Source organism: Lelliottia sp., assembly GCF_045627565.1.
Classification (GTDB): domain Bacteria; phylum Pseudomonadota; class Gammaproteobacteria; order Enterobacterales; family Enterobacteriaceae; genus Enterobacter.
In genome coordinates this window covers 264,213-278,633 of record NZ_JAZQNX010000044.1, presented here as the reverse complement: position 1 = coordinate 278,633, position 14,421 = coordinate 264,213, and the positions used below count along the sequence as shown (strand labels likewise).

Annotated in this window: 13 protein-coding genes; 10 read left to right on the top strand and 3 right to left on the bottom strand. The window is 48.3% G+C overall.

The annotated features are described in order from the left end of the window. Nucleotides 1-20 precede the first annotated feature (20 nt). From fliT to fliD, 3 genes are read right to left on the bottom strand one after another with little or no spacing between them, the layout of a single operon-like run. The gene (gene fliT, locus ACKI5T_RS21485; protein ID WP_015959527.1) at nucleotides 21-383 is read right to left on the bottom strand and encodes a flagella biosynthesis regulatory protein FliT; all 363 of its coding nucleotides are present in this window, start codon (nucleotides 381-383) and stop codon (nucleotides 21-23) included. Continuing rightward, entirely contained in the window at nucleotides 383-793 is a 411-nt protein-coding gene (gene fliS / locus ACKI5T_RS21480) for a flagellar export chaperone FliS (RefSeq protein WP_015959526.1), read from the bottom strand. The genes fliT and fliS overlap by 1 nt, the downstream gene beginning before the upstream one ends. 20 nt (nucleotides 794-813) lie before the next feature. Next, a complete protein-coding gene (gene fliD, locus ACKI5T_RS21475; protein ID WP_407440054.1) occupies nucleotides 814-2,232 on the bottom strand; it encodes a flagellar filament capping protein FliD in 1,419 nt (472 codons plus the stop codon). A gap of 373 nt (nucleotides 2,233-2,605) precedes the next feature. On the opposite strand from fliD, the gene ACKI5T_RS21470 reads away from it, so the two are divergent. From ACKI5T_RS21470 to ACKI5T_RS21425, 10 genes are all read left to right on the top strand, one after another. Beyond that, entirely contained in the window at nucleotides 2,606-3,442 is an 837-nt protein-coding gene (locus ACKI5T_RS21470; RefSeq protein ID WP_015959524.1) for a flagellin, read from the top strand. A gap of 210 nt (nucleotides 3,443-3,652) precedes the next feature. Continuing rightward, the gene (locus tag ACKI5T_RS21465; RefSeq protein ID WP_407440052.1) at nucleotides 3,653-5,068 is read left to right on the top strand and encodes a hypothetical protein; all 1,416 of its coding nucleotides are present in this window, start codon (nucleotides 3,653-3,655) and stop codon (nucleotides 5,066-5,068) included. Nucleotides 5,069-5,112: 44 nt separating this feature from the next. After that, nucleotides 5,113-8,463, top strand: coding sequence for a methyltransferase regulatory domain-containing protein (locus ACKI5T_RS21460; RefSeq protein WP_407440051.1), 3,351 nt, complete (start codon nucleotides 5,113-5,115; stop codon nucleotides 8,461-8,463). A gap of 65 nt (nucleotides 8,464-8,528) precedes the next feature. Beyond that, the gene (locus ACKI5T_RS21455) at nucleotides 8,529-9,686 is read left to right on the top strand and encodes a DegT/DnrJ/EryC1/StrS family aminotransferase (protein WP_407440050.1); all 1,158 of its coding nucleotides are present in this window, start codon (nucleotides 8,529-8,531) and stop codon (nucleotides 9,684-9,686) included. Between the two features lie 11 nt (nucleotides 9,687-9,697). Next, entirely contained in the window at nucleotides 9,698-10,396 is a 699-nt protein-coding gene (locus tag ACKI5T_RS21450; RefSeq protein ID WP_407440048.1) for a WbqC family protein, read from the top strand. 1 nt (nucleotide 10,397) lies between these two features. Next, the gene (locus tag ACKI5T_RS21445; protein WP_407440046.1) at nucleotides 10,398-11,360 is read left to right on the top strand and encodes a glycosylase; all 963 of its coding nucleotides are present in this window, start codon (nucleotides 10,398-10,400) and stop codon (nucleotides 11,358-11,360) included. Further along, nucleotides 11,354-12,319, top strand: a complete 966-nt coding sequence (locus tag ACKI5T_RS21440) for a hypothetical protein (protein ID WP_407440044.1) — start codon at nucleotides 11,354-11,356, stop codon at nucleotides 12,317-12,319. The genes ACKI5T_RS21445 and ACKI5T_RS21440 overlap by 7 nt, the downstream gene beginning before the upstream one ends. Further along, nucleotides 12,316-12,768, top strand: coding sequence for a GNAT family N-acetyltransferase (locus tag ACKI5T_RS21435; protein ID WP_407440042.1), 453 nt, complete (start codon nucleotides 12,316-12,318; stop codon nucleotides 12,766-12,768). The genes ACKI5T_RS21440 and ACKI5T_RS21435 overlap by 4 nt, the downstream gene beginning before the upstream one ends. Continuing rightward, entirely contained in the window at nucleotides 12,765-13,502 is a 738-nt protein-coding gene (locus ACKI5T_RS21430; protein WP_407440040.1) for a class I SAM-dependent methyltransferase, read from the top strand. The genes ACKI5T_RS21435 and ACKI5T_RS21430 overlap by 4 nt, the downstream gene beginning before the upstream one ends. Nucleotides 13,503-13,659: 157 nt before the next feature. Next, on the top strand, nucleotides 13,660-14,379 hold the full coding sequence (locus tag ACKI5T_RS21425; protein WP_015959511.1) for an RNA polymerase sigma factor FliA: 720 nt from the start codon (nucleotides 13,660-13,662) through the stop codon (nucleotides 14,377-14,379). Nucleotides 14,380-14,421 lie beyond the last annotated feature (42 nt).

The window sequence follows — 14,421 nt, the reverse complement described above, 5'->3', positions numbered from 1 at the left end:
TGATAAACCGCTAATGTGGATTACTGATTGATCTCACCGGGAAACAAAACGTTACCGGAAAGTCTTCCATAGGTAATATTCACATTTTTCTGCTTGCCGGTCTGAGCCATCAGACCGTGCAGTTCATCCATCCGTTCCTGCAGCAGAGTTTTGAGCGTCATTTCATTCTGCAGCACATTGTTCAGCATCACCATTGCCTGATCCTGTATATGCTTACTGCCAGGCGGGAAGGGGGTAATGCTGATCTTTTCTACCAGCGAAACGTAGGCGACCTCCTGTTCAATAAGCTCATCCCATTTCCCGGATTGAGCAAGGCTTAGCATGGTATTGCTAAGCGCAGAAAGTGCATGCCACTTTTTTAGGGATAAGCTGGAGTCGTTCATCAAAATTGATCCTGCGTGGGAGGAAAACCTGGATTGATTTGCTTCCAGGCGTCGGAAATATTGAGCAGCAGTGCTTCAACTTCAACGATAGCCTCGACGTCGTTACGCAGGTTAGCGTGCAACAAACGGCGTACCATATAGTCGTAAAGTGCTGAAAGATTATGGGGAAGCGTGCCCCCGACATCCATGTTCAGCCCAGCTTTAAGTCCATTGTCGATAATATTAATGGCTTTCGATAGCGCTTCTCCTTTGGCAGGGATATCACCCTGCTCAAGGAAAAGGCGCGCTCGAACAAGCGCGCTATGGACACCGTCAAATAGCATGACAACCAACTGGTGCGGGCTGGCACTTAAGACGGCAGATTCAACACCTACCTTCTGATAGGCCTGTACACCAGATTTGCTATACATAAAGGTTCCTTTCTCTTCTACTACTTATTGCTGAACTGTTGAGTCAGATAGCTGGCGGTACCATTAAATTTGGTGACCAGGGCATCTAAATCACTAAATTGCTTTTTGTAGCGCGCCATCGTGGCATCAATGGTGAGTTCCATCGCTTCGTAACGCTTACCGATAGATTTCAGCGTGGCATTGATACCGTCTTTCGCATTTTGAATAACACCTTCTTTACCGACGGATGTGCTGAGCATATCGGTCAGTTTGTTATTCAACTGGGTGGCGAAACCGGTGGTTTTACCGTCACCAACAAAGTATGCCTGCACGCCTGCTGGGTTATCCGCTAACACCTGGGTCAGCTTCTTGTCATCAATCTTCAGGTTCCCAACTGCGCCATCAGCGGCTTTGATTGGATCCTGAGTGATGCCCAACTGCGCCATAATCGCATACGATCCGCTCTGTACATTGGTCAATAAAGAGCGCAGATCGGACTGTACTCCCCTGATGGTGCTATCACCCATCAAGACGCCGTTGCTGGAGGACTGGGCGGTAGCACCCGTCGCAGGCGGTTCGTATTTGGTCAGAGAAGCGATTGTCGACTGTAATGAGTTATAGGCTGCAACCCAGTCGGTAATGGCTTTTTTGTTATCCGCGGTGGAGCGAGTGACCGACAGCGTTTCATCTGCTGTGCTTTGTGCTTTCAGGGTTAAGGTCACGCCTGGCATCGCGTCGTTGATAACATTGCTCTGACGGATGATGTCGATACCGTTAACGTTTACAACAGCATTCTGCGATTTAACCTGTTCGTTAAGCGCAGCGCTGCCAATCACGTTGTTCAGCGTGTCGTCGCCCGTCACCGATACCGTCATGTCCGAATCAGTACCGGTGGTTTTGGAAGACAGCATCAAGCGGTAATCACCGTTATCGGCTTTCACTACGCTTGCGGTCACGCCGCCGTTGGCTGCGTTAATCGCTTTAGCAATACCATTTAAAGAGGTATCACCGTCTGCCAGTTTCACCGTCATCGGTTTGCTGTCAGCACCAGCCTGAGTAATGGTAATAGTACGGGTGTTATCCGCAGTGGTGCCGCCGAGCTGCTTAGTATTGCTATCAATGGTGCCAGGTGCTGTTGTCAGAACCTGACCTTTCGCAATCTTGCTGACATTGATCGTGAATTCACCAACGTTAGCATTGGTTGAGGTGGTCGCAGCAAACGCAGTATTCGTACTGGAAACGGTTGTTGAGTTCCAGGTATCAGTGTTGGCAAGCTTGGCCGCAGCGGTTTGCAGGTTAGTCAGTGAGCTTTGTAATTTGCCATAACCGGTAATCTGCGCGTCGTATGTGGTCTTCTGCTTGGCGATCGCCGTTAGTTTTGTCTCTTCTGCCGCCTGCAACTTGTCGTAAAGGTCGGACAGCCCAGCCATACCTACGCCGAGGTTACTGATAGTCGCCATACATTGTTCCTTGTCAATGGTAGTTTCAGACATATATCGGCTATACGCGGGAAAAGTTTACGGTAAGCCCAAAAAAATAAATCGCGGAATTACCCCCTTAAACGGATGCTTATATAAGCATAACCCCCTCCATCACTTTTCAACGCCATTAATAAAGAGCGCAAACCACGTGCGTCGGAGATGAGGATTTGTACATATAAAAGAGATGCTTAGGGAGTGGGTGAAAAAATAATCCTTTTAAAAACAATAAAATAAAAAAATCCTTCGATATTTTCTAAAGTCTTTTTGAGACCCGTCGATAACCTTGTTGACGGTGAGAGACGCCGTGAGTGTTAGACACCGACCCTAAAAACCAATTTGAAGGAATTTAACCATGGCTGTTATCAATACTAACTTGTTGTCCCTGACCACTCAGAACAACCTGAGCAAATCTCAGTCTTCCCTGGGCACTGCTATCGAGCGTCTGTCTTCTGGTCTGCGTATCAACAGCTCTAAAGACGATGCTGCTGGTCAGGCGATTGCAAACCGTATGACCTCCCAGATTAAAGGTATGACTCAGGCAGCGCGTAACGCCAACGACGGTATCTCTCTGGTACAGACCGCTGAAGGTAACCTGAACGAAATCAACTCCAACTTACAACGTATCCGTGAGCTGGCAGTTCAGGCAGCAAACGACACCAACGGTTCTACCGACCTGACTTCAGTTAACACTGAAATCACTCAGCGTCTGTCTGAAATCGACCGTATCGCTGGTGGTGCTAACTTCAACGGTAAGAGCCTGCTGAACGGTGCAGTATCTACTTCCCTGAGCATTCAGGTTGGTGCTGGTACTTCTGCTAACGACACCATCAAAATTGACAGCACCGCGCTGATCAACGCAACTTCTGGTACTCTGAGCTCCACTCTGAGCACTACTATTTCTAACAACTCAACTGCACAGACCGTAATCTCTGCAGCTGACGCCGCTATCGCTAAAATCGATGGCGCTCGTTCAAACATGGGTGCGATTCAGAACCGTTTCGAATCTACCATCAACAACCTGAACAACTCTATCAGCAACCTGTCTGCTGCACAGTCCCGTATTCAGGATGCTGACTACGCTACCGAAGTTTCTAACATGTCTCGCGCGCAGATCCTGCAGCAGGCTGGTACTTCAGTACTGTCTCAGGCAAACCAGGTTCCACAGGCGATGCTGTCCCTGCTGCGTTAATTTCGCAGAACATACAGAAAAGGTTGCTGGAAACAGCAGCCTTTTTTTTTGCCTCTCTTCCTTTATTACGTCATTCCCCTCCCTTTCTAATATCGAAAATAAGCCCTTCATTTAGGTTTTGTTCCCCCCATTATGGTTGCCGCCACGGTGATAACCTTTCAGCATCTGCAGCATTGGCTAAAAATTGTGTCACCACAGGTCACGTAAAATATGAATAATTACGCTCGTACTCGAGCCCTGCATCAATTTTATCGGGATGTTTTTACCCGTACGATCTCTTTGCCCGAAGCCGATGTTCTGCCAGCGCATCTCGTGGTAGAAATCCTTAACTACGCCAATGCCGATTTCGAGTCGCTCGAAGCGAAATTATGGGATGCGGAAACCGATTTAGACACGGATAACGATCGCGCACTCAAGCTGATGATGTGTGCCATTGCGCTCGCCAACGGTGCATTTGATGGCCGCTCTGACGGACCGCTGGCACCTGAAAAAGTCGCGTTGATCACCCGTCAAGTCGTAGAAGCCATGCAGCTTTCAGACAACGTGAATTATCTGGTGGCGTCTATTCAACTGTTGTTCCGCGTCAATGAAATCGACTCGGTGTTGTTCCTCATCTCCAACAATCTTTCAACGCTCAGCGAAACGCCAGTCGTGCTTAAAATCCTGCTGCTCATCTGCCTGATGGAAGAGGATTACAACCAGGCGCACGTGGTGATTCAGCAGTTAACGTCCAATGCCGATCTGATTGGCGAAGACCGCATGACGCTGGTGATGGTGGTGTGCTGCATTTATAAGCTGGGCGGTCATCCGGATTCATTTATTGATTTCCGACCACTAGCTGAACCCGCGCCAAAGCTGGATGCATCCCGCTACGAATGGCTGATCGCACCGGAAGACAACGGCAAAACGACCGTGCTGGTGGCGTGCGACAAAGGTTATTACTACGAACACGCTGTCGCGCTGCTGCTTTCTATCTATGAAACCAACGGCACCGCGCTGAACGTCCATGTCCACATTTATAACTGCGACGCAGAAATGATTTCGCATTTGAAATCCCTCGGCGAAAAACTGCCAGGGCTGTCGATCTCACTCAGCAGCGAATATTTTGCCGCGGTTAAAGCGGTCAATGTGCATTACGCCTGCCGCCGTTTCGTCTTCCTGAGCCATGCGATCGAGAAAATCGCCGGGCCGATTATGGTGCTGGATGCCGATTGCCTGGTGAGAAAGCCGTGGGCTGACGTCAAAACGCGCTACCAGGATAACGAGCTGATCTTCTCGAATCATGAAGGGCTACCGCTCTGGGAACAGATCCCAGCCGGGTTCGTTTTTACCCGCGGCGGTGAAATCTCGCAAAAGTATTTTGCGGCCGTCGGTCATTTCATCGACGTTAACCTGACTTGTGACAAAGCCGAGTGGTTCCTCGATCAAATTGCGCTCTCTTTCGCCGTTGATCTCTTGTCTCCGGTGGAGCAGATGGCTATTGGTCGCGAACCGACGGAAGAACTTATTGATATCAGGCATTCCGACGCGGCATTTAGCTGGGTGGTGACCACGAAGAAAAACGTCGCGGGCCCTTACCAGGACTATAAACACCAGTTGCACAGCAAATATCTGCCAGTGGCCTGAGCCCCGGCAAAGACAGTTTCATTCTTTATTTTGGATACGTTATCGTGACAAGCGTTTACTCTGCCTCTCGCTCTACGCCGGCCGCACTCCATGCGGCGGCCTCGCTTTATCTCGCTGATGCGGTTAATCCCGCAGAGGCGCGTATTCTGGAGCTGGGATGCGGGCAGGGTGAATCGCTGATTGCCAACGCGCTGGCCTGGCCACACAGCCTGGCGATTGGCGTCGATATCAATGAAGACGACATCGCGCGCGGTCAACAGCAGATTGCACAGTTCGCCCTGGCGAATATAGAGTTGCATCATGCCGGGCTTGCCGATCTGCTGGCCTCCGACTTGGGGGAGTTTGATTACATCATCCTGCGTGGACTTTTCTCCCTGATGGGGGGGGACGAGCGCACTGCGCTACTGGCGTGGTGCCAGACGCATCTTTCCGCCCAGGGCATGATGGGAATTCACTGGCAGGTATTGCCTGGCGCGCACGATGCGAAAACGTTACAGGACTCGCTCAGCTTTCACGCCGGTAGCGCAGAAGGTATTGACGCCCAACTGGATTCCGCACGCGGGATGCTTAGCTATCTGGCGATGACGCTGCCCGAAGGTGGCCTGAAAAATCAGGTGACTGACGCAGAGCAGAGCAGCGATCTGACCCTCGCGTTCCGTTATCTCGGCAATATCAATCAGGCCGATTATTTCGCGGATTTCCATCAGCAAATTACCGATGCGGGTTTTAGCTATGTTGGGGATGCCGTTCCTCAGTGCGAAGTGGCGAGCACTTACGGCACGCAGACAGCACAGATGCATGCCCTGATTGGCAGCGGCAGTACGCGAGAGAAAAGCCAGCAATATCTTGATTTCACGGTTAATCGTCGTGAACGTTTTAGCCTTCTCGCGCATGCCGGAGCGCAGAGCATTGCCGCCACGCCAGACCTGGCATCGGTTGAGCATTTACATTGGGCTGGCTGTTTCAAGCGCCAGATAAATAGCTATGGCGTTATCGCTAATGGTCATCTCACACTGGATGGCACGCCGCTAAAAACGGAAAATACCACCACTCTGCAAGTGCTTGATGTCTTGACGGAAGTTTGGCCATTGAGCCTGACGTTCGAGCAACTGCTTTTCCACTGCCGTTTCCCGGAAAATTCCAACAGTGATAACCGCGCCGAGTTGATTGCCTCGCTGCAGGATCTGCTGGCGAATTCGATCAATGGATTGATTGTTAGCGCAGTGCCTTCTGCTTACAACGTGGCGACAGACGATGCGTTACGCCCAATTGTGTCCCTGACAGAGGACGCGTTTGCACAGCAAGAGAGCATCACCCTCAGTAATTACTGGGGACAAAGCGTCACGCTTAACCGTGAAGAGTGGGAATTTGCCACGCGTGGCGTGACGTTCAGCGACGCATCCAGTTGGGCGTTATTTAGCACGCTGCGTGATAAAGGTCTGCTGACCGGCTCGATCGATGCCTGGCGAATTGCCCTGCAACGCTTTATGAAATCCAATGATGTGGCGGTGATCAAGCAAGTTTATATCGCCTTGCTGATGTTTAGCTGTGAACAAAAGTATGGGGGGTTCTTAGCGAAGGTTAATCTCCAACTTACCGTTAACGGTGATGATAAACAGTACGACAGTTTGTACGATGAGGTTAACGCGTTAATTAAACAGGGGCGTCACAAAGAGGGGCGAGACCGCGTCGCTAATTTGCTTAAAGACGATCCGGAAAATGTTCACTTGCTGCGCTGCCAGGCACGATCAAACCTGTTGATGGGCGCCTGGCATCCATCGCTACTTCTTACCAGCCGTTTGCTGGGGCAATATTCCATGCACTGGGATAGTTATTTCGATCTGGCGACCGCGCTGTTCAAGACTAATGAACTCCTTGAAGCACGCAAGCTGTTGCGCGCTTTGCTGCGTATTGACGACCAAAATGCTAACTGCTGGAATTTGCTGGCCTGTATCTATCACGAACGCCGTGAGATTGCGATTGCTGAGAAGTGTGCTCGTAACTCGATTCGTATTCATGCCGACGTACCGTATTTCCTTAGTATTCTGGGAATTATCCTCAGCGATAACCAAAAAATTACCGATGCACGGTACTTCCTCGAAAAGGCGTTGTCGCTGAAAAGCCCTGATTTTGACGCCTATACCAGCCTGCTGTTTGTCATGAGTCATGATGCCAGCGTATCGCCAGCGGAGCTTTTTGCGGCTCACCAAAAATACGGTCATCAGGTTAACGAATGGTGTGCCTCACAGCAGGTGACCATCACTCATGGCGGGAATAAAGATCCGCACCGCAAACTGCGCATCGGGTTTGTTTCCGGCGATCTTCGTATCCATCCAGTCAGCAATTTCTTCCTGCCGTTCTGGAACAATCTGGACCGAGAGCATTTCGATTTAATTGCCTACAGCACCATCGACCGTCCCGATCATGTTCGAGATCATTATGAGCAAACCGCGACATTGTGGCGCATGGCAACAGAATACAGTGACGCGGAGCTGGCGAAACAAATTGCCGAAGATCAGATTGATATCCTGATCGACCTGTCGGGTCATACAACGGGAAGCCGGTTGCCGGTGTTTGGCTTTAAACCAGCACCTGTGCAGATTACCTGGTTAGGCTACCCAGGCTCCACCGGGTTGGAGCAAATGGATTATCGGATCGTCACCCCGGGACTTGGAAAACCGGGTGAGATGGACGACCAATATACTGAAAAATTGCTCTATATGCCGCTGCGAAGCTTCTTTGCACCGAGCGAACTTAGCCCGGATGTGAATCCGCTGCCTGCACTGAGTAATGGCTATTTCACTTATGGCAGCTTCAATCGCCCTAAAAAGCTCAACCATCAGGTTTTTGCGCTTTGGGCGCAGATCATGGCGCGTAACCCGACGGCCAAATTGCTGATTGGCTTTATGGACGATGACCAAATGATCGCGCGCTATCGCAAAAAACTGTGCGCGTTGGGTGTTCTGGAATCTCAGCTGATTTTCCGTAAAACCACCGGTCTCGAAAACTATCTGAAAATGCATCATGAAGTGGATATTTTGCTCGATTCCTTCCCGTACACCGGCGGTACCACGACCAGTCATGCCGTCTGGATGGGGGTGCCGACGTTGAGTATTGCTGGGGCGACAACCGCTTCGCGGCAGGGCGTGGAAATCATGCACATTTATGGTCTGCAAACCTTTATCGCGACGAGTCAGGAAGATTACATCGAGAAAGCCATCGCATGGCAACGAAACCTCGAAGAACTGAACGGCTGGCGACAGAGAATGCGTAAAAATATGCCACTCATGCAGGATAGTTCTGGTGTAGCAGATCTGTTGGATAAAGCGCTGCGTAAAGCATGGCAAATTTACTGTGCGGGGCAATCTGCGCAAAGTTTTACCGTAGAAGAGTAAGGTGATTCGTGGCGGAGAAATCCCACCAGCGAAGGTAAATACCGTTTTATTTTGAAGGTGCGCAAATGAAAAATAATGTCTATATTACGAGCCCGCTGCTCCCACCGTTGGAGGAGTTTATTCCTTACCTGGAAAAACTTTGGGAAAGTAAAATTCTCACTAATGGTGGTCAATTTCATCAGCAGTTAGAGCAAGCGCTCGCGGATTATCTTGGAGTAAAATACGTCTGCCTGTTTTCTAACGGCACGCTTGCATTGTTAACGGCACTGCAAACTTTACGTATCTCCGGGGAAGTGATTACCACACCTTATTCTTTTGTTGCAACTTCCCACAGCCTCCTGTGGAACGATCTTACGCCAGTTTTTGCTGACATAGATCCAGTAACCTTCAATATTGACCCTGACCGGATTGAGGAGTTAATTACTCCTAAAACCACCGCTATTATGCCTGTGCATTGTTATGGAATTCCTTGCGACATGGAGCGTATCCAGCGGATCGCAGATACCTACGGTTTGAAGGTGATCTATGATGCCGCCCACTGCTTTGGCGTAAAACAGGATGATATTAGTATCCTGAATTATGGCGATTTATCGGTGTTAAGCTTCCATGCGACGAAAGTATTTAATACTTTCGAAGGCGGCGCAATCATATGCCATGATGCAAAAACCAAACAGCGAATTGATTATCTCAAAAACTTTGGGTTCGCCGATGAAACAGTTGTCATGGCGCCGGGGATCAACGCAAAGATGAATGAAGTTCAGGCTGCGATGGGATTGTTGCAACTGAAATATATTGATAGCGCCCTGAATGAACGAGCCATAATATATCAACGCTACGTTGACCTTCTGAGTGATGTCTTACCTCAAATTGAATTTATTACTCCCGCTGAGAACATCAACTGGAACTACTCTTATTTCCCAGTACTGATTCGGGAAAATTCGGCAGTTAGTCGCGATGAGATTTATGCTGCGCTACGTCAGCATGATATTTATGCACGTCGTTATTTTTATCCGCTGATCAGTGCATTTCCAATGTATCGCCATTTCCCAACGGCGAATGCGCAGCATTTACCTGTAGCAAGCGAAATATCTTATGCAGTGTTATGTCTGCCTATTTTCCCTGGGCTGAGTGAATCCGATCAGACTCGTATTATTTCTGTTATCAAAGAGCTTTTTGATGCTGCATCGTTATTCAGTGCACCGGCTCTTGTGGTCAATGGGTAGGAATCGCGATTATGAACCTGGCGATTATGCAACCTTATTTTTTCCCTTACATAGGGTACTTCCAGCTCATGGCATCGGTTGATACTTTTGTGGTGTATGACAATATTAAGTACACCAAAAAGGGCTGGATAAATCGTAATCGCATACAAAATCGTGGTGTCGAGAACCTCATCTCGCTTTCGTTGAAAAATGATTCAGATTATCTTGATATAGGTGCGCGCGAGCTTTCTCCTTCATTTGATCGCGCGAAATTATGTAATCAGATTGCTGGTGCGTATCAACGAGCACCTTATTTTCGAGAGGTGATGCCGATACTCGATAAAATAATCATGAATGACAGCAGCAATTTATTTGATTATTTATATCAATCTCTTTTTGTGTTACGCGATTTTTTAGGTTTACGCAGTGAACTGCTGGTTTCTTCGACTATCCCAGCCGATCACAACTTAAAATCTCAGGATCGCGTTCTTGATATCTGTCGGGTGCTTAACGCAAAATGTTACATAAATCCACCTGGTGGTGTTTCTCTTTATTCGCCTCAGAATTTTGCAAACAATGGTGTTGTGTTGAAATTTATTCAACCAAAGCCATGGCAATATTCACATTCTGAGGCCGATTTTATTCCTTGGCTCTCGATAATAGACGTCATGATGTTTAACTCGCGTGACGAAGTCGTACAGCGTCTGAAAACTGGCTATGAGTTGAATTGATATGTTCACATGGAAAAAATTGGGTAAAGTTTTTACCCCTCAGGAAATAACGCATCTTCCGTGGCTGAAAGAGTTTGCTCAGGCACCTGCTACGTTGGTTTTTGACGATTTTGTCCGCGTTTATTTTTCCTGCCGTCCACCTGCGGACGAAAAGGGAATGTATGTGAGTTATTCCGCGTGGGTAGACCTTGCACGTCACGATTTGTTTAACGTGCTCCGCTTTGCTAAGAAGCCGATCCTTTCACTTGGTGGGCATGGTGAATTTGATGAGTTTGGAACTTATCCGGTCTCCGTTGTGCGTGATGAAGGCGTGGTGAAGGCATGGTATGCGGGGTGGACTCGTTGCGAATCGGTTCCATTTAACGTGGCGATTGGCATGGCTGAAAGTTACGACGGTGGTGAAACCTTTAAAAAAACAGGCCCGGGTCCCGCAATAAGTTATTCACCTGATGAGCCTTTTGTTATGAGTGGCCCAAAAATCAGACGCTTCAACGGGCAGTGGCAATTGTTCTACATTGCCGGACGTAAATGGAAGAAAGTCGATGGGCGCGCTGAACCCGTATACAAAATCCGTATGGCCACCTCATCCGACGGAGTTAACTGGAAAAAACTCAACAAAGATCTGATCCCCAGTCGTATAGAGGAGGATGAGGCTCAGGCTAGCCCTGACGTTTTTTTCGCCAATGGCAAATACCATATGTTCTTTTGCTATCGCTTTAGCGCGAATTATCGCGGTAAACAAAATGGCTATCGTATCGGTTACGCGTGGAGTACAGATCTCATCGAGTGGAATCGAGAAGACAGTAAAGCAGGCATTGATGTTTCAGCATTCGGTTGGGATGCTGAAATGATCAGCTATCCCCACGTTTTTGAGCTGGATGGCGAAGTGTATATGGCTTACCTCGGTGATCAGGTCGGACGTTATGGCTTTGGGCTGGCAAAACTGGAAGGGGAGCTATGCTGATGCTCAGTTGGGAAAAGTATGGCCTGATTTATTCTCCGACGCAGAATCCGCCTCTGCCGAACGGGGTTGGATTTGCTCAGTCGCCACAAGCATTGGTCTTTGACGATTATATTCGCATCTATTTTTCTACTCGCGAGCAGGATATCCCCACAGGGAAATTCATCAGTCGCGTTTGTTATGTTGATATGGATAAATCGCTGCAAAAAGTTATCCGTATGAGTCCTGCACCAGTTATCGGCCCAGGAGAACTGGGTACTTTTGATGAACATGGTATTTTCCCTTTCAACGTTTTGCGACATGAAGGCAAAATTCTGGCATGGACGACAGGATGGAATCGTCGAGTCTCGGTGTCTGTCGATACTGCTATTGGGCTTGCGATCAGTGAAGATCAAGGCGAAAGCTTCACGCGCTTCGCTAATGGGCCAGTCATGGCGGCGTCCCTGAATGAACCACATCTTGTTGGTGACGCGTTTGTCATTCACGCTGATGGACATTTTCACATGTGGTATATCTTTGGCACTGGCTGGAAAAAACAGACACCCGAGGCTGAGCCAGATCGTATTTACAAAATTGCCCATGCAAAGTCGGATGACGGTATCGACTGGGAACGTGACAGTAAAACCATCATTGATTCTGTTTTGGGTGATGATGAATGTCAGGCACTCCCCACCGTTATCGAAGCGGGTGGACGCTATCATATGATCTTCTGTTATCGCGAATGTTTCGATTTCCGGGCGCAGCGTGGAAGGGGCTATAGACTGGGATATGCATCGTCAGTCGATTTACTTAACTGGAATCGAGATGACAGTCAGGTTGCACAATTATCATCACAGGGTGAATGGGACAGCGAAATGCAATGCTATCCGCATCTCTTCCGTTGTGAGGAAAAAGTGTATTTGTTGTACAATGGGAATGCCTTTGGCAAAGAAGGATTTGGTCTGGCGGAAATGATGTTATGACCGAAATTCGATTTGAGCAAAATAGTGTTGTGAGTGAGAACGTGATTGCGCATTTTAATCGATGTGATGATTTTTTCTTGCAGAATCTGGCTGCCAAAATCGACATTTCATCTTATGCCACAAAAATTGTGCTTCATGCTCAATGTTTTGAGGCGTGGCACAGAATGACACTTATCGGTCTCGTTGCTGCATATTTCGACGGAGAAACGGGGATAGGATTTATTACTAACGTTTCGGTCATACCGGAATTTCAGCAGTGTGGTTTAGGTGGCCAATTATTGACGCGTTGCATCAAGAAACTACAGGAGGCTGGTGCATTCCGTATCCGCCTTGAGGTAGACGAAAATAATCATACTGCACAACGGCTTTATTATAAATATGGATTTAGCGCGGTTGCTACTCAGCGTTCGATAGTGACTATGATGCTCCAAAGCGAGATAAAAAAATGAAAACCCGAGACTATAACCAGGAAATCAAAGACACTGCGGATCATCAGTATGCCTACAATTTTGATTTCGATGTTATGCATCCGTTTATGATTCGTTCGTTTAGCCCGTTTTTCAATAAAGGTAGCCTCCTGGAATTAGGGAGTTTCAAAGGCGATTTTACTGCACGACTGATGACTAACTTCACTGATATCACCTGTGTGGAGGCATCAGAAGAGGCTCTTGACACTGCGCGAGAGCGTCTCGGCGAAGAGATAAATTATGTGCATTCTCGCTTCGAGGATGTCGAACTCCCGCGCCGTTACGATAATATTGTGCTGACACATGTGCTTGAACATATTGATGATCCGGTAAGTTTATTGAAACGTGTGAATGATGAGTGGCTCGCAGAAGGGGGGCATTTCTTCCTTGTTTGCCCTAATGCACATGCGGCTTCCCGTCAGATTGCCGTTAAAATGGGTCTGATTAGTCATAATGATGCTGTAACGCACTCAGAGTTCTTACACGGGCATCGATGCACTTATTCCCTTGATACTCTTGAACGTGATGCGCGACTTGCCGGTCTTGATGTGGTGTATCGTACGGGTATATTTTTCAAGGCGATGGCCAATTTCCAATGGGACAAACTTTTACAAACAGACATTGTTTCAAAACAATATCTCGAGGGTTGTTATCAGTTAGGTCATCATTATCCGGACTTATGTTCAAGCATATTTCTGTTGTGCAAAAAAGGCTGATTTTAACAATTAGCATCAGTTTTTAATGATGCATGTTTTACGGCATGCATCATTACCCTTCAAATAACCCCTCATTTCACCCACTATTCACCCGATTAAAACCCCTCCAGAATCGGATAATCATGCCGATAACTCAATTAACGCAGGGCTGTTTATCGTGAATACACTCTATACCGCTGATGGTGTAATGGATAAACACTCGCTGTGGCAGCGTTATGTCCCGCTGGTGCGTCACGAAGCATTGCGCCTCCAGGTGCGATTGCCAGCGAGTGTTGAATTGGACGACCTGCTACAGGCGGGCGGTATTGGTCTACTGAATGCAGTGGATCGGTATGACGCTCTGCAAGGAACGGCATTTACGACTTACGCAGTACAGCGTATTCGTGGTGCGATGCTGGACGAACTGCGTAGCCGTGACTGGGTACCGCGAAGTGTTCGCCGCAATGCCCGCGAAGTGGCACATGCTATAGGGCAACTGGAGCAAGAGCTGGGACGAAACGCGACTGAAACTGAAGTGGCGGAGCGTCTCGGGATCGCGGTTCAGGATTATCGTCAGATGTTGCTTGATACTAATAACAGCCAACTCTTCTCTTATGATGAGTGGCGTGAAGAGCATGGCGATAGTGTTGAACTGGTGACTGATGAAAATCAGCACGAAAACCCGTTACACCAATTACTGGAAGGTAATTTACGCCAACGCGTAATGGATGCGATTGAAGCATTGCCTGAACGTGAGCAGTTGGTGTTAACCCTCTATTACCAGGAAGAGCTGAATCTTAAGGAGATCGGCGCGGTTCTGGAAGTGGGGGAGTCCAGGGTGAGCCAGTTGCACAGCCAGGCCATTAAACGCTTACGTACCAAACTGGGTAAGTTATAGGCGAGTCATTCGCCCGAAAAATGCCGCACAACGTATTGACAA